Below are 15,521 nucleotides of genomic sequence, written 5' to 3' on the forward strand. Positions count from 1 at the left end.
GCGAACTCTCCATTCCCTTATTCGGCAAATGACATCAGCTCATGTGCATTCTCATACACAAAGATCACATACTTCCCATCTTCATAAACCTTTTCTCCGTTCTGCAGAGCTCTGGCCTCTTCATAAGCCTGTGCCTCTTCAGCCGTAAGCAGCAAAAATACTTCTCCCTGATGATATGCTTCCTCATAATATTTCACGGGAGAAGACCATTTAAAATATTCCAGACTCCCCGGATCCAGAATATTCCCCACCTCCACTTTGCCATCCGTAAGCTCCGTCACAATATTGGCATTCCAGTAAGTGGCAAACCCAAAATCATATCCGTTCTCTTCCAGATAGGCTGCCGCCGCACGCTTATCTGCATTTTTATCCACTGTGAGAAAAGAAAGGGTGACTTTGGCCATGCTCATACACAGGCACAGCGCCAGAAGCATTCCCGTCAGAGCCCTGTCCAACAGCGGCTCCTCCCCTCCAAAATAAATCGCAAGCATGGGAAGTGCAAAAATCAGAATGGTAATATAGTACCTGGGCACCATGGTACTGGTGGTAAACACAAATACAAACACGTTCACAGCCAGCGCAACTGCCAGAAACAAAACCACAAAAAAATGCTGCCCATAACTCTTCTTACAATTTTTCCAGGTTCTGACCCCACAATAGCAGAAAATTCCAATCAGCACAAAAGATATCAGGGTAATCAGTCCTCTCAGCGACAAAAACCCCTTATCCGGAATATATCCGAAAAGCATCAACAGACTGCCCAGGGCGTTCTGCACTCTCTCCCACAAAATCCCCTGGTATACCGCGATAAAATTAGTGGCATCATAAGTCTGAAACACAAATTTTCTGCTCACCCACAACACATTGACTCCGTAACCGGCCACAGCTGCCAGCACTCCCAGCAGACTGTAATACAGATATACTGCTTTATCACTTTTCCAGATGCTCTTCCAGCACTTCCCCCAATTCTGACTGACCCCAAACTGCCTGCGAAACATCTGAAATTCATCCGAGCCCATCAGATAGATAACAGAAGCGATCAAAAGCGGGCACTGCATGGCAAGCAGATATCTCACTCCCGACAATCCGAAAACGACAGCCAGAAGCACATACAATATCCTGACTACCCACATTCTGACCAAATGGGATTCCGCTCTTTTCACCAGGCGCAGGAACATACCGAAAAAGAAGAATAACAGAATCACATGGACCATGTAGGTATTGCCCATCTGCATATGTGTTATCATTGTCTCGGAAAAGGGCAGAAGAAGAATAGCCCCTGTGAGTACCGTCAGACTTCTCCTCACCTTCAGAGGCTTCATCATATAGAAATAAGAGAGCAGCATCAGCACATAAGCCGTAACATTAGTAAGCATACGGATCAGATGCCAGCTGTCCATAAAAGAAAAAAGCGGTGTCATCACCAGCTGGGTATACAAAACGCGAAATTCCGTGGAGTAATACCAGTCCGCAGTCCCGAATATATGTCCTTCTTCCGCCAGCAGCCTGGAAAAAATCATTTCCGCGGCCATATCGGAGTCCAGCCACTGATCCTGCCAAAAGGCATTCAGAAAAACCAGGGCAAGAAGAATCAGCCCCAGGAGTACAAAAGGTCCGGATTTTGCTATTTTTGATTTCATCATTCATACGTCCTTATATCAGAAAATTCGCAGAAACTGGCTTCATTATAGCAAAAAGTCCGGCAGGTGTAAAGAGAGTTCCAGACGGCTACCTCCCGCTCCGCATCGTGTTCACAATTCCGATTACAAAGAATACCAGCGCCACCCCCTGAAGACAGCCCTTTACAAACCCATAAGGAAACTCCATCCTGCTGCTCTCCTCCACTGCCGGCATCAGATAAGTGATTCCATTCAGCAGAAGCCCCACGGCCAGAAATAAGGAAGGTCTGCGCCCTCCTCTCCAGCACTCCTTCGGCTGTTCCCTGCCGATTCTCCCCCGGAGTTCCTCCAGAATTCCGTCCACACGGGCAATTTCACGGACAAAGCAGACTGCCAGCGCGGTCAGCAGGAAGCAGAAAAATGCCGACAGGGCAACGGTAGTTGTACCTCCTCCGGCAATAACCCCGAACAGATTCACTGCGGCAAAGATAACTTCCAGAATTGCAACTGTCTTGAACATCCTTCGGATTCTCTCATAGTGCCGGATATTTGACTCCACATCTGTGTACAATACAAAAGGTCCCTCGGCCGCTTTCTTCCGCAGCAACACCCACAATCCCCATGTACATACGATTTCCACACCCATATCCTGCATGAATTCTCTGTAATCCCGGCTCACCTGGAACATCGCTTCTCCAATATCCACCTGATAGATGTATTCCCCGGGCTGGCATCTCTCAAAGAGGTAGAAACCTGCAAAAAAGTTCTTCATGGCATATCCCTTCCCCACCATTTCATTCAGATATGCCGTCTCTTTATCCTTATTAAAATACAGTCGAAATCTTACCATGTCCCTTCCTCCATTTTCTCCGCATTGCGCAGAAGCTCCATCAAACGCTTTTTTTCTTCTTTGAAAACATGTCTGCCTGATTCCGTAATGATGTACTCCTTTTTCTTCCTGGAATCCGTCTCCTCGCTGTAAATCCGGATCCAGCCTTTTGCCGACATGGTCTGTATGGCCCCGTAAAGTGTTCCCGGTCCCAGTACCACTCTGCCCTCCGTAAGCTCCTCCACTTTCTGGATAATTCCATAGCCATGGCTGGGCCTGTGCACAGACAGTAAAATGTAAAACAGTGCTTCCGTCAACGGTGTGTGTCTCTCCATTTCCCCGCCTCCTGATTGGAATTCCACAGTATCCCTTTCTACCACAATCCCCTGAAAACATTTACGGCCGTATAAAACATCCACTCATAAATGCTTCCGCACCCCTTCGGCATACTGTAAAAGGGGCTGTCCTCCATAACAGTGCGGCTTATTATGTCAAGAAGAAGCCTTCAATATTGTACCGCACAACATATCGGAAGATGATATATCACACAGATAATATATCACCTTCCGATATATCTGTCAAGAACAGTCGCTGTAAAATCGTACGAATAAGAATCCTGCTTTGCAGGATTCTGCGCCGCAAACGCGTCGCTTTCAAGCGACAATTTTCTCTGCGTTTGCGTGTGCATCCCTGCGGAGCATTTTTGTATCACAGGGAAAGTTCGAAGGACTTTCCTATGATATAAAAAAAGGCTTCCGCCCGGCCGTCAAACCGTCGAAAACCTTTTTCCTGTTTATCACAGATTCCGTTTCATGCCTCTTCCGCTCCTGCGCCGATATCTCTCTTGTCAGTTCCGGCAGATTCCAGGGGCTTTGTCTGTGCTTACAATGTCACACCCTGTTTGAAAATCGCCATGTCGTGATAACCGGCCACCTCGCTGCGCACATATCTGCCGGAGGCCACCTCCACCACATAGTCAAACAAAGCCTTCGTCTCTTTCTCCATATCTGCGTCTTCCGCCAGCACTCCCGCATTAAAGTCAATCCAGTTCCTCTTCTTGCCGGCAAGGCCGGAATTGGTAGAAATCTTCACTGTGGGCACAGGAGACGCAAAGGGCGTTCCCCTTCCGGTGGTGAACAGCACAATCTGTGCCCCTGCCGCCGCCAGCGCCGTGGACGCCACCAGATCGTTGCCGGGCGCGCTGAGCAGATTCAGGCCGCTGGTCTGAACGGTCTCGCCATACTGCAACACCCCTTTTACCGGAGCGCTGCCGGACTTCTGTGTGCAGCCCAGAGATTTATCCTCCAGCGTGGAGATTCCACCCTTTTTATTGCCGGGAGAAGGATTCTCATATATGGTCTGATTGTGACTCTTAAAATAATTCTTAAAGTCATTAATCAAATCCACCGTCTGATGGAACAGCGCCTCGTCGGCACAGCGGTTCATGAGAATGGTCTCTGCGCCGAACATTTCCGGCACCTCCGTGAGAATGGTGGTACCTCCGCGGGAGATCAGCCGGTCAGAGAAGCGGCCCACCAGAGGGTTGGCCGTAATGCCGGACAGACCGTCGCTGCCGCCGCATTTCATGCCTATGATCAGCTTGCTGACACTGACAGGCTCCCGCTGAAAAGAACCCGCATACTCCGCCAGCTCCTTAATCATTTCAATGCCTTCATCCACCTCATCACTGCAATCCTGAGCCACCAGGAATTTCACTCTGTTCTCGTCACAGGCGCCGGAATGCCCCGCTTCCATGATATAGGGCTTCATCACTTCGATATTGCTGTTCTCACAGCCCAGTCCCAGCACCAGCACACCGGCCGCATTGGGGTGATTGATGAGGTCAGCCAGAATCTTCCTGGTATACTCCTGATCGTCTCCCATCTGGGAACAGCCGTAAGGATGCGGAAACGCAATCACCGAACCCACATTCTTCAGCCTGTCCCCCTGGGAGATAACCCACATGGCAGCCTGTTTTGCAATGGACTCGGCCACATTGTTCACACAGCCCACGGTGGGAATCACCCAGATTTCGTTGCGGACTCCCACCTTGCCGTCCGGACGCACAAATCCCATAAATGTCTCATCCCCTACAGGCGCCTGTTCCTCTTTGCCTGCAAAAACGGGCTCATAATTGTATTCCAGCAGATCCCCCAGCGCTGTCCTGACGTTGTGGGTGTGAATCCATGCGCCGGCCTTTACTTCTTCCTTTGTATTGCCAATCCGGTAGCCGTATTTGATTACTTCGCCGCCCGCAGGGATATCCCGGACTGCCATCTTATGGCCCGCGGGAATCTCCTCCAGCGCCGTGATTTCCTCTGTGCCCTCAGAGGCAGGCACACTCACCTTTTCCCCTGCCGGAATCGTGTTCAGTGCCACAATTACATTGTCGTTGTCGTTTATTTTCAGGAAATTTTGCATAATGCCGCCCTCATTCCGTTTGTTTTGATATCCTCCAGGTATGCGGTTACCGCGTCGGTGAGACCGGCCACCTGATTCAGATTCTGGCCGAAGAAACTCTCATTGCCCAGGAAGCTTTCCACAAATACCCTGCTGTCCTTCTCACAGTTGTCACGGAAGAACTCCAGCACTTCCATGTCGTCCAGAATATTGTACTCCTGACCGTCTCTGTGGCCGATCAGCGCCTTGTCTCTGATTTCCGTGCCGTGATAGAACGCCATCAGAGCCGCCAGCGAGAAGGTCAGATGTGCGGGCAGCTTACCGAACTTCTCCACATATCCCAGAAGGCTGGGCATACATCTGGCCCTCCACTTGGATACCGAGTTCAGGGAAATGGAAAGCAGCGCATGCTTTACATAAGGATTGTTAAAACGGGTGATTACCGCTTCCGCAAATTCCTTCAGTTCCTCCTCCGGCAGAGTCAGCGTGGGAATCACCTCGTCAAAAATGATCTTCGTCATGAAGTTCCTGATATCGTCGTCTTCCATGGACTGCTTTACGATATCATTGCCGCACAGGTAGGAGGCCAGCACAAAGGAAGTATGAGCGCCGTTTAAGATGCGGACCTTTCTCTGCTTATAGGGCTTCTGATTATCTGTAAAAATCACGGGAAGGCCGGCCTCCGGCAGAGGCAGCTCGCCGCTGATGTCCTTCGGACTCTCGATGACCCAGAGGGCAAAAGGTTCTCCTGTCACCAGAATGCGGTCCTCGTATCCCAGTGCCTTCCACTCTTCCTCTATGGTATCCCTGGGATAGCCTGTGACAATACGGTCCACCAGAGTGGAGGTGAATACACAGGCCTCTTCCACCCAGGTCCTGAATTCTCCGCCCAGATTCCAGAGTTCAATCAGCTGCATCACACACTTTTTCAGCATGATGCCGTTGTCATCAATCAGCTCCACAGGCAGCATCACAAGCCCTTTGTCCATATCCCCCTGAAATGTCTCATATCTGTGATAGAGAAATTTGGTAAGCTTGCCGGGGAACGATTTGGGAGGATTCAGTTCAAATTTGTCTTCAGCGTCATACACAATGCCCGCCTCCGTGGTGTTGGAGACAACGAACCTGAGGGTGTCAATCTCGGCCAGTCCCATGTACTTGTCGTACTCCTCATATGCATCCACGGCATCCGCCACACTGGTCACCTGTCTGTTGAGAATCTTCGCCTCGCCGTCCACCATACCGCGCAGAGATACGGTATACTGACAGTCCTGCCGATGAAAGCTGTCAAGGCTTCCAAAGCTGATGGGTTTGATCAGCACAATGTCTCCGTCAAATTTGCCCTGTTCGTTGGCAATGTCGATCATATAATCCACAAATGCCCGGAGGAAATTGCCCTCCCCGAACTGTACCACTCTGATAGGCCTCTCCTTTTTGTTCGTCATTGCCTTGTTTAAAATCTCCATTTCGTCTCCCTTCCGTCCACCTTCCGGACACTCCTTCCACCCCGCCTTCTGCCTTTATCCTGAATTGCTCTGTCGCTCACCGGCTTCGGTTTTCGAACATACTTTCGCTTTCCGTCAAATCGGGGCGTGGTTGAACGCACTTTCTATGTAAGCGCTTACATCATTCATTTTACAGCGTATTTTCTATTTCGTCAATATAAAAATCCTAATTGTTAAAAAAATATCTTGCAAAAAAAAACACATTTGCTATAATGCAGGTAGAGCTTTTTTGAAACTACTTACATGCTTATGAGGAAGGCCAATGACAATTTATGATATCTCCGAAAAAGCCGGTGTTTCGATTGCCACGGTTTCCCGGGTACTGAACGGCAGTAAAAATGTCAGTGACAAGACCAGGCAGAAGGTACTGGATGTCATCGCCAGATACGAGTACACTCCCAACGCTTTTGCCAGGGGGCTGGGACTGAATACCATGAAAACCATCGGCATCATGTGTGCGGACAGTTCCGATCTGTACCTTGCCAAAGCGGTGTACTATATTGAGCAGAAGCTTCGGGCAAACGGTTATGACAGTCTCCTGTGCTGTACGGGATATGGGCTGGAGTCCAAAATCGCATCCATGAATCTGCTGCTCACCAAAAAGGTGGACGGCATCATCCTGGCCGGTTCCAATTTTGCTTATGAAAAGGAGAGCGAGAACAAATATATTTCGGATGCGGCCGCCCAGATTCCTGTCATGCTTCTGAATGCGGCGCTGGATGTTCCGAATGTCTACAGTGTGGTATCCGATGATTTTACCTCCATGTATAAAGCATCCCTGCAGATGCTTGAAAGCGGCATAGAGGACATCCTTTACTTTTATAACTCCAATTCCTACAGCGGCAGGCGTAAACTGGCAGGGTATCTGGCCGCCATGGAGGAAAAGGGATGCAGTGCAGATGCACTGACACAGTTTTACCAGGGCTCCCACGAAGATATTCATGCCATGACAGACTATCTGAAGCAGCTGCACGAAAGGGGGCTGGCCTTTCACGGCGTCATCGCCTCGGATGATATCCTTGCTCTGGCAGCCGTCAAATATGCACAGGAAATGAAGTATCAGGTACCGGAAGAATTCTCCGTCCTTGGATACAACAATTCCATGCTGACAGTCTGCAGCGAACCGGAACTTACCAGCATTGACAATAAGCTGGAAACTCTCTGCCAGCATCTGATTACCACACTTCTGGGCGTGCTGGACGGAAACGAAATGCCGAAGAAAACCGTTTTTTCGGGAGAAATTATCGCAAGAGGCACCACGCGATAGTCGTTGTTTTTAATGGCTGATTATTATAATAATGTCAGGCATTTTCAGGAAAAAGAGAAAAAGATGAATGGAGGAAAAGACATGAAAGAATTTATGGACAAAGATTTTCTGCTGGAATCTGAGACAGCCAAAAAGCTGTTCCATGATTATGCGGAGGGTACGCCTGTACTGGATTACCACTGCCACATCAACCCCAGAGAAATCGCGGAAGACAGACATTTCGACAACATTACACAGGTGTGGCTGGGAGGCGATCATTACAAATGGCGTCTCATGCGCTCCTTCGGTGTGGACGAAAAGTATATTACCGGCGACGCTTCCGATTATGAAAAGTTCTGCAAATGGGCGGAGTGCCTGGGCAAGGCCATCGGCAATCCCCTCTTTCACTGGAGTCATCTGGAGCTGCAGCGATATTTCGGTTACCATGGGGTCTTAAATAAGAAGACGGCGGATGAAGTCTGGAATCTCTGCAATGAGAAACTGGCTCAGCCCTCCATGAGTGTCCGCAATCTGATTAAGCAGAGCAATGTGACTCTGATCTGCACCACCGACGATCCCGTCGATTCTCTGGAATGGCATCAGAAAATCGCGGAGGATGACAGCTTTGACGTAAAGGTGCTCCCCGCCTGGAGACCGGATAAAGCAATGAACATCGAGAAACCGGATTACCTGGATTATCTGGACCGTCTGTGTGAAGCCGCAGGCATGACAGAAATCAACAGCTTTGCCGCACTGAAGGAAGCACTGAAAAAGCGTATGGATTACTTTGCTTCCATGGGCTGCTCTGTCTCCGATCACGCGCTGGAATATGTGATGTATTATCCTGCCACAGACGATGAGATCGAAGCCATCTTCTTAAAGAGACTGAACAGAATGACTCCCACCAGAGAGGAACAGCTGAAGTTCAAGACAGCTTTCATGATTTTCGTGGGCAGAGAATACCACAGACGCGATTGGGCCATGCAGCTTCACTTTGGCTGCAAGAGAGACAATAACACGAGAATGTTCGAAAAGCTGGGCCCTGACACCGGTTACGACTGCATCAACAATGACGCTCCCTCCGCCCAGATGGCTGATTTCCTGGATGCCCTGTGCAAAACGGATGAGCTGCCCAGAACCATCCTTTACAGCCTGAATCCCAATGACAATCAGTCCATCGGCGCCATCCTGGGCTGCTTCCAGGATTCCAGTGCCGTGGCAAAGATTCAGCAGGGCAGCGCATGGTGGTTCAATGACCACAAAACCGGTATGACAGAGCAGCTGATTTCCCTGGCCAATCTGGGCAACCTTTCCGGCTTCGTGGGAATGCTGACGGACTCCAGAAGCTTCCTGTCCTATACCAGACATGAGTACTTCCGCCGGATCCTGTGCAATCTCATCGGTATGTGGGTGGAAGGAGGCGGATTCCCTGCCGATATGGATACCCTTTCGGAGATCATCAAAGATATTTCTTACTATAATGCGAAGAGATATTTCAAGTTTGATATCTAAACTGATTTACCTCTTTTTATGGAACAGTTCTGACAGGTCCTGAACTGTTACCTTTTTACAGACACAGCGGACCGCTGCACGATCAATTTCCATGCGGCGGTCTTTTTCATGGGAAAATAAACTTACAGATAAGGAAAGACCAGCGTCATGATCAGAAAAGCAGAACCAAAGGACATACCCCGCATCGCGGAGATCATCGTCTTCGGAAAACGTACGGCCTACCGGCCCATATTTCAGAATGATATGGTATCTTTTAACGAGTTGCAGGTATACAGCCTGGCAGAAGAATATTTTCATAATCTCAGCCGGCTGCAGCACATGCTGGTCTATGATGATGGAATCCTGAAAGGTATTATCAACGGAAAACACAGCAAAGGCCGCATTGAAATCTGCGATTTCTATGTGGATCCCTTTTTTACAGGTATGGGAATCGGCCGCTCTCTGATCGGTCATGTCATCCAGAAGGCCAGACAGGAACAGGTCCATACCATTTTTCTCTGGGTCATCGCCGAAAATAAAAAGGCCCGGATTTTCTATGAGCGCAATGGTTTTGCGGCAACCGGCAAAACCACACTTATCGAAGGAACTGATAAACTGGATATGTATTATGAACAGGTACTTTGATGTTTCTACAGGGGATATTTTCCGCAGTTTAGAAAATATCCCCTGCTAAATTTCAGGTTGTCATCCCATACCTTAGTATATCTTCGCCTCTTCTTCCCCTCTCAGCACACGCAGTGCTCCCTGGGCCAGTGCCAGAAGTTCATCCTCGCCGGGATATACGGTAAAGGGTGCGATCCATTCCGCTCTCTCCTTCAGGGCCGTCACCACATCGGCTCCATATGCAATACCGCCCGTTACAATAATCTGATCAATCTTACCATTCAGTACACAGGCCATGGATCCGATATCCTTTGCCACCTGGAGCAGAAACGCTTCTTTGGCTTCCGCAGCCTTCTCATCCCCCTCATTGGCACGCTTTGTCACCTCACGCATGTCGTTGGTGCCCAGGTAGGCGTTGAAACCGCCCTTGCCCACCAGCTTTCCGTATACTTCCTTCTCGGAATATTTCCCGGAAAAACACATTTTAATCAACGCTCCATTGGGAACTCCGCCTGCACGCTCCGGTGAAAACGCTCCGTCTCCGTCCAGCGCATTGAAGACATCGATGACCTTTCCGTTCTCATGGGCGCCGACGGACACGCCGCCTCCCATATGTACTACAATCAGCCGAAGTGACTCATACGGTTTCCCGATTTCCTTCGCATACCGCTTTGCCACAGCCTTCTGATTCAGAGCGTGGAAAATACTTACTCTGGGAAGCTCCGGCACACCGGAATATCTGGCGATGGGCATCAGCTCATCCACTACCACAGGGTCTACAATATAAGAAGGTACGCCGATGGCATCTCCGATCTCCTTTGCCAGGATACCGCCCAGATTGGAAGCATGCTGCCCCTGAACACCCTTTCGCAGATCCGCCAGAAGTGCCTCCGTTACCCCATAGGTCCCGCCGGGAATGGGTTTCAGCATACCGCCCCGCCCCACTACCACATTCAGGCTCTTGATGTCAAAGTTCCGTGACTCCAGCAAATCTGTAATAATCTTCTTCCGGAAATCCTTCTGGTCCACGATATTGGCATACTGGCTGATCTCCTCGGTGGAATGCCGCAGGGTCTCCTCAAACAACAGTGTCTCGTCCTCAAATACCCCGATTTTGGTAGATGTGGAACCGGGGTTGATAATTAAACTTTTAATTGACATAGATACCTCCTATTTTAGTTCCGTCTCGCTGCGTCAACTGTTCTTCTTCAATTCTTCCGCCACCACGGCCGCCAGGGCAATGGAATTCACCTTTGTCTCAAAGGTGTCGGAGCGGCTGGTGAGAATCACGGGAACCTTCGTTCCGGTGAGAATGCAGCCGTTTCTCATCTTCACCATATGTACGATGGCCTTGTACACCAGATTGCCTGCGTGGATATCCGGGAAAAGCAGCACATCCGCATCCCCCTGAATCTTCCTGTCAGTAGCGCCCTTATGCTTTGCGGCCTCCGGGTCAATGGCAAGGTCAAGCGAGAGAGGCCCGTCAATGATACAGCCCGGAATCTGACCTTCCTCACACATTTTACTTAATTCTGCTGCCTCCACGGTGGCAGGCATTTTCGGGTTCACTACCTCCACTGCGGCCAGCGGCGCTATTTTGGGCATATCCACACCGCAGGCATTGCACACGGGAATGGTATTTTTAATGATATTCACCTTATCCTCCAGAGTGGGATAGGTCATAAATGCCACGTCCGTCAGGAACAACAGTCTGTCAATGCCCGGAATCTCGAATACACACACATGAGACAGGGGCTTCCCTGTGCGCAGCCCCACTTCCTTATCCAGCACACTCTTCAGGAAATCCTTCGTGTCAATCAGCCCCTTCATATACATGTCCGCTTTGCCGTCATGGGCCAGCTTTACCGCCTTCAGTGATGCTGCAATCATATCCGGCTCATGAATAATCTCGTAGCCGCTCAAATCCATATCAATGGAAGCCGCCACTTCTCTGATCTTCTCTTCGTCTCCCACCAGAATCGCATCGGCAATCCCTCTTGCCTTCGCTTCCTTTACGGCTTCCAGAACCGCGGAATCCTGGGCGACAGATACCGCCACCGTCTTCCTGCCGCATTTCTGCACTTTTTCCATCACGTCATCAAAACCCTGTTTCATTTTTCCTCTGCTTCCTTTCTTTCCGCTCCGCCGGACCTTTGCCTGCTTCTCATGTTCGTTACCTGTCCCCGGAGATTTTATTGTTTTTATAGGCATGAAACCTGTCTGAAATGTATTTTATTCGGGCAAAATTATAACACGGCAGACAGCAAAATGCAATACTGTCCGACGTTTTCTGCAAATTGGCGAATGCTGTCCGGTCGTTATAAATCCGGCTTCTGTGATCAGTGTCCCCATCTGTGGTTTGTGCGTTTAAGCTCGATTATGTAATATTTCTCCCATCCAGAACAGCCTCCGTCAGACAGTCCCCCTCATAGCGCATTTTCAGTGAGAAGAATTCTCTCCCCTCCTCCAGAAGCCGGAAAAATATTTTATCTCCCTCCCATATGGGCAGATCATATACTTTGGATTTCTCCACCCATTCCAGAGTTCCCTCGTCGCATTCTGTCATCGTCCCGGTATACTCGTCCGCAGTGTACAGAAACATATATTCTGTCTGGGATGAACCGGGAATAAACGTGATAATTCCCCGCAGCTTCCAGGAAATCAGCTCCAGTCCCGTCTCCTCCAGCACTTCCCGCAGCAGGCATTCCTCCGGTGACTCATCTGCCTCAAAATGCCCGCCCACGCCAATCCACTTATCCTTATTGATATCTTCCTTCTTTTTCACCCGATGCAGCATCAGGTAGCTGTCGTCCTTTTCTATATAGCAAAGTGTTGTCAGATTGCTGCGCATCTTTTACTCCTTCCGGTGTACTCATTTCTCCTTATTATACATGGTGTTCCCGCAAAATACAATAAAAAGGAATGCGCCTTGTTGTTTGCAGTTTTAATGATATTGTAGATGTGCACTGTTTTACAGGGAACCCGATTCTATACCTGTTTCAGTATAGAACGAAATTTCGTCATCTGTACTCATCAGGATACAAAAAGGACAGGCAGAAATGAAACAATTACTGACTGATGACAAAAAATATAATTTCCTGGATTTTCTGAGAATCCCCTTCACAGTATGCCCGGTATATGCAGGCATAAAGATACTCAACCAGGCAGTGGTGTCCCTGCTGCCGTCCCTGCAGGTGCTGGCCACGGCGGCTTTTATCGACAGCGCCCTGGATATTTTTGCGGGAAAGGCAGGACAGGCAGCCATCCGGATGCCTCTGCTGTGCCTGGTTCTGATCATCGCCTACAACAACCTGAACTGGCAGCTGATGAGCTATGTCAATCTGAAAATGGAGATACGCCTGGAGTGCGTATACCGCACCGGGATCGCCCGGAAAAGGGCGGCGCTGGAATACCGGCATGTGGAGAACAATGACACCTGGGAGCTGATCAACCGGGTGTGCTCCCTGCTGGTGATCCTGATGGCTCAGGTCTGGTGGGCCGGGCTGGCCATTGTGGCGATTTCCGTTCCCCTTTTCCGACTGGCCATAAAGAGCGGGCAGCAAATGTATGAGAAAAATAAACAGACTGCGGGGAAGCGCAGCTGGACAGCGTGTGCGATATGGCAGGGACTGAGACAGCTTCTTTCCCGGAGGGCTATGAAACCATGCTTTCCCGGGAATTTGGCGGCATTGACCTGTCCGGCGGCCAGTGGCAGCGCGTGGCGATCGCCCGGGGATTTTTCAGGAGCCATGACCTGATCATCCTGGACGAGCCCACAGCGGCCATCGATCCATATGAGGAAACGCGGATTTATAACCGTTTTGCTGAAATTGCCCGGGATAAAACGGCTGTCATCGTGACCCACCGCCTGGGCTCGGTAAAGCTTGCCGACCGCATCCTGGTGATGAAGGAGGGGGAGGCGGTGCAGACGGGCACCCATGAGGAGCTGATTGTACGGGACGGGGAGTATAAAAGGCTTTATGAGGCGCAGGAGCAGTGGTACAGCGACGGAGATGTCTCTGTGTCTGATTCCGCTCTGCCAGGCCTGGCTGCGCAGGGGAGTTGAGCCCTCTGCCAGCTAGTGCCTCCTTTCAATCAGGCAGCTGTGTATCTTCTTCTTTGCATCATAATTGATGCCCGCCATGACCACCTCGCCGCCATATTCCTCCAGCGCTGCCGGGTAATTTTTCTCCTTAATCTGACGGATTGCTCCCTCTGATGACTTATTCCATTTCAGCTCAACCACCAGCGCCGGGAGCATCGAGCTGCGTTTCGGCAGGTACACCACATCCGCGACCCCCTTGCCGGAGGGAAGCTCCTCTACCTTCAGGTACTGATCCACCGCAGCGATATAAGCAAACTTAATCACATACCGCAGCGCCTGTTCATTGTTGTAGAAAGTCGGTGCGTACTGCGTGTCGCGTATCTCCTCTATGGCCTTGATCACTGCCTCCTCCTTGCCCGCAATGGTGTCCTCCAAAAGCTTTCGGGAGCGACTGATCAGTTCCATCCATTTCCGATTTGCATTGGTGCCTTTCAGTATTTTCCGGAACTCGCCCCTCACCTCTTCGTTGGGGATGCGCACCGTCCCATCCTCCTCATGCCAGGTCAGGTAGCCCAGATGAATCAACAGCGTCAGCACATCGTCACGGCTCTTAAATGTCTCAAAATCATTTTCAAAGCTTTCCGTGTCAACCTCTATCTCCTCCCCGGAAATCAGCCGGGAGACAATCTCCTGCAGCCCTTCGAAATCCATGTTGATATAGGTCAGCAACGACTCTGCCGCCGAGGTTCTCTGCCAGTAAGAGCCAAACTTTCTCTTTCTCATCGCCAGCATGACCGAATAAGGATTGTAAATTGCCCCAATATCCGAAAATTCATATCCGTCATACCACTTTTTTGCGTCCTCAAAGCTCATTCCATGACCTTCACACAGTTTCTTTACCTCATCTTCTGTGAAGCCGGTGAACTCAGCAAATCCGTTGGGATCCAGAATTGGATACTCTATGAAATCTGAAATTGCCGACTGGGAGCCGTCCTTCTTGATGGGCAGGATTCCCGTCATATAGGCTGCCGCCACTACCTTCGGCGTAAAACTGCTGTTTTTGAACCATCCCCTGAGGAAATTCAGGTATTTCTTCTGCACTGCCGCATCGCCCTTGGCCTCGCGGATCAACGCATCCCATTCATCGATAATAAAAACAAACTCTTTCCCCGATTGTTCCACACAGCCGATCATGGCGTCCGTAAGGCTTTTCCCCGCCAGTTCCGGATAGCTTTCCGTCAGCTCCCTGTGAACTGCGTCGGCTATCATATTTGGCACGTTCAAAAGCGGCATGTCCATTGTGGTAGCCTCGGAAACAAATCCGGTGATATCCAGATTGATCACCTGGTACTGGTTTAAGTGCGCCAGATACCCTTCCGTCTGTGCAATCTCTTTGTCATCAAAAAGCGCATGGGAATCACAGGAGCAGTCGTAATAGGCACACAGCATCTTAGCCGCGTAGGACTTTCCGAAACGCCTTGGCCTGCTGATACAGGTCAGCTTTGCCATAGTCTCCACAGTATTATTGATCAATGTAATCAGACCGCTTTTATCTATATATTCAGACTGCAGGATTTCCTGGAACCCTTTATTTCCCGGATTAAAATATATTCCCATTGCAACGCTCTCCTTAACTGCTTATTAATGCTATTTCATTTAGTTTGTATCTGAACTGTCTTCCTGATTTTCTTAATTATAATACACAATTTACTGAAATACAATCTGTAAAATCCAGCCCCCGGAATCAGCCGTAACATCAGCC

General features: G+C 49.8%; 14 protein-coding genes. 5 read left to right on the forward strand and 9 right to left on the reverse strand.

The window, feature by feature from the left end:
• Positions 1-17: 17 nt before the first annotated feature.
• The 5 genes from NSB25_RS22210 to NSB25_RS22230 all read right to left on the reverse strand — a co-directional run bounded on the left by NSB25_RS22210 (position 18) and on the right by NSB25_RS22230 (position 6,314).
• Positions 18-1,643: a hypothetical protein gene (locus tag NSB25_RS22210; RefSeq protein WP_103241669.1), complete on the reverse strand. Its 1,626-nt coding sequence runs from the start codon at positions 1,641-1,643 to the stop codon at positions 18-20.
• Between the two features lie 85 nt (positions 1,644-1,728).
• Positions 1,729-2,469: a DUF2812 domain-containing protein gene (locus NSB25_RS22215; RefSeq protein ID WP_103241668.1), complete on the reverse strand. Its 741-nt coding sequence runs from the start codon at positions 2,467-2,469 to the stop codon at positions 1,729-1,731.
• Complete coding sequence (locus NSB25_RS22220) at positions 2,463-2,783, reverse strand: PadR family transcriptional regulator (protein WP_103241690.1); 321 nt, start codon at positions 2,781-2,783, stop codon at positions 2,463-2,465. Before NSB25_RS22220 ends, NSB25_RS22215 begins: the two co-directional genes overlap by 7 nt.
• A gap of 547 nt (positions 2,784-3,330) precedes the next feature.
• Positions 3,331-4,869, reverse strand: coding sequence for a UxaA family hydrolase (locus NSB25_RS22225; RefSeq protein ID WP_103241667.1), 1,539 nt, complete (start codon positions 4,867-4,869; stop codon positions 3,331-3,333).
• Complete coding sequence (locus NSB25_RS22230) at positions 4,854-6,314, reverse strand: tagaturonate reductase (RefSeq protein ID WP_103241666.1); 1,461 nt, start codon at positions 6,312-6,314, stop codon at positions 4,854-4,856. Before NSB25_RS22230 ends, NSB25_RS22225 begins: the two co-directional genes overlap by 16 nt.
• A 301-nt stretch (positions 6,315-6,615) precedes the next feature.
• Here NSB25_RS22230 and NSB25_RS22235 point away from each other — a divergent pair, with 301 nt between their 5' ends.
• From NSB25_RS22235 to NSB25_RS22245, 3 genes are all read left to right on the forward strand, one after another.
• On the forward strand, positions 6,616-7,620 hold the full coding sequence (locus NSB25_RS22235; RefSeq protein WP_103241665.1) for a LacI family DNA-binding transcriptional regulator: 1,005 nt from the start codon (positions 6,616-6,618) through the stop codon (positions 7,618-7,620).
• An 81-nt stretch (positions 7,621-7,701) separates the two neighbouring features.
• A complete protein-coding gene (gene uxaC / locus NSB25_RS22240) occupies positions 7,702-9,111 on the forward strand; it encodes a glucuronate isomerase (protein ID WP_103241689.1) in 1,410 nt (469 codons plus the stop codon).
• A 147-nt stretch (positions 9,112-9,258) separates the two neighbouring features.
• Positions 9,259-9,735: a GNAT family N-acetyltransferase gene (locus tag NSB25_RS22245; RefSeq protein ID WP_103241664.1), complete on the forward strand. Its 477-nt coding sequence runs from the start codon at positions 9,259-9,261 to the stop codon at positions 9,733-9,735.
• Positions 9,736-9,807: 72 nt separating this feature from the next.
• On the opposite strand, the gene buk is transcribed toward NSB25_RS22245, so the two are convergent.
• From buk to NSB25_RS22260, 3 genes are all read right to left on the reverse strand, one after another.
• Entirely contained in the window at positions 9,808-10,875 is a 1,068-nt protein-coding gene (gene buk, locus NSB25_RS22250) for a butyrate kinase (RefSeq protein WP_103241663.1), read from the reverse strand.
• Positions 10,876-10,908: 33 nt separating this feature from the next.
• Positions 10,909-11,925 carry a phosphate butyryltransferase gene (ptb, locus tag NSB25_RS22255; protein WP_103241662.1) on the reverse strand — a complete coding sequence of 339 codons (1,017 nt, stop codon included), beginning with the start codon at positions 11,923-11,925 and terminating at the stop codon, positions 10,909-10,911.
• Between the two features lie 166 nt (positions 11,926-12,091).
• Positions 12,092-12,565 carry an NUDIX hydrolase gene (locus tag NSB25_RS22260; protein WP_103241661.1) on the reverse strand — a complete coding sequence of 158 codons (474 nt, stop codon included), beginning with the start codon at positions 12,563-12,565 and terminating at the stop codon, positions 12,092-12,094.
• A gap of 208 nt (positions 12,566-12,773) precedes the next feature.
• On the opposite strand from NSB25_RS22260, the gene NSB25_RS22265 reads away from it, so the two are divergent.
• Positions 12,774-13,472 (forward strand): ABC transporter ATP-binding protein, encoded by a 699-nt coding sequence (locus NSB25_RS22265; RefSeq protein WP_242982571.1) that lies wholly within the window; start codon positions 12,774-12,776, stop codon positions 13,470-13,472.
• A complete protein-coding gene (locus tag NSB25_RS22270; RefSeq protein WP_242982570.1) occupies positions 13,379-13,780 on the forward strand; it encodes an ATP-binding cassette domain-containing protein in 402 nt (133 codons plus the stop codon). The genes NSB25_RS22265 and NSB25_RS22270 overlap by 94 nt, the downstream gene beginning before the upstream one ends.
• A 12-nt stretch (positions 13,781-13,792) precedes the next feature.
• Here NSB25_RS22270 and NSB25_RS22275 read toward each other — a convergent pair whose 3' ends face one another.
• Positions 13,793-15,376: an AAA family ATPase gene (locus NSB25_RS22275; RefSeq protein ID WP_103241659.1), complete on the reverse strand. Its 1,584-nt coding sequence runs from the start codon at positions 15,374-15,376 to the stop codon at positions 13,793-13,795.
• Positions 15,377-15,521 lie beyond the last annotated feature (145 nt).

Origin of the sequence: Acetatifactor muris, assembly GCF_024623325.1 — a bacterium.
In the GTDB taxonomy this organism is placed as follows: domain Bacteria; phylum Bacillota; class Clostridia; order Lachnospirales; family Lachnospiraceae; genus Acetatifactor; species Acetatifactor muris.

Bases quoted from the DNA above. Each gene is read 5' to 3' on its own strand.
- NSB25_RS22210 (WP_103241669.1), bottom strand. From the start codon at position 1,643: ATGATGAAATCAAAAATAGCAAAATCCGGACCTTTTGTACTCCTGGGG.
- NSB25_RS22215 (WP_103241668.1), bottom strand. From the start codon at position 2,469: ATGGTAAGATTTCGACTGTATTTTAATAAGGATAAAGAGACGGCATAT.
- NSB25_RS22220 (WP_103241690.1), bottom strand. From the start codon at position 2,783: ATGGAGAGACACACACCGTTGACGGAAGCACTGTTTTACATTTTACTG.
- NSB25_RS22225 (WP_103241667.1), bottom strand. From the start codon at position 4,869: ATGCAAAATTTCCTGAAAATAAACGACAACGACAATGTAATTGTGGCA.
- NSB25_RS22230 (WP_103241666.1), bottom strand. From the start codon at position 6,314: ATGGAGATTTTAAACAAGGCAATGACGAACAAAAAGGAGAGGCCTATC.
- NSB25_RS22235 (WP_103241665.1), top strand. From the start codon at position 6,616: ATGACAATTTATGATATCTCCGAAAAAGCCGGTGTTTCGATTGCCACG.
- uxaC (WP_103241689.1), top strand. From the start codon at position 7,702: ATGAAAGAATTTATGGACAAAGATTTTCTGCTGGAATCTGAGACAGCC.
- NSB25_RS22245 (WP_103241664.1), top strand. From the start codon at position 9,259: ATGATCAGAAAAGCAGAACCAAAGGACATACCCCGCATCGCGGAGATC.
- buk (WP_103241663.1), bottom strand. From the start codon at position 10,875: ATGTCAATTAAAAGTTTAATTATCAACCCCGGTTCCACATCTACCAAA.
- ptb (WP_103241662.1), bottom strand. From the start codon at position 11,925: ATGCCTATAAAAACAATAAAATCTCCGGGGACAGGTAACGAACATGAG.
- NSB25_RS22260 (WP_103241661.1), bottom strand. From the start codon at position 12,565: ATGCGCAGCAATCTGACAACACTTTGCTATATAGAAAAGGACGACAGC.
- NSB25_RS22265 (WP_242982571.1), top strand. From the start codon at position 12,774: ATGAAACAATTACTGACTGATGACAAAAAATATAATTTCCTGGATTTT.
- NSB25_RS22270 (WP_242982570.1), top strand. From the start codon at position 13,379: ATGCTTTCCCGGGAATTTGGCGGCATTGACCTGTCCGGCGGCCAGTGG.
- NSB25_RS22275 (WP_103241659.1), bottom strand. From the start codon at position 15,376: ATGGGAATATATTTTAATCCGGGAAATAAAGGGTTCCAGGAAATCCTG.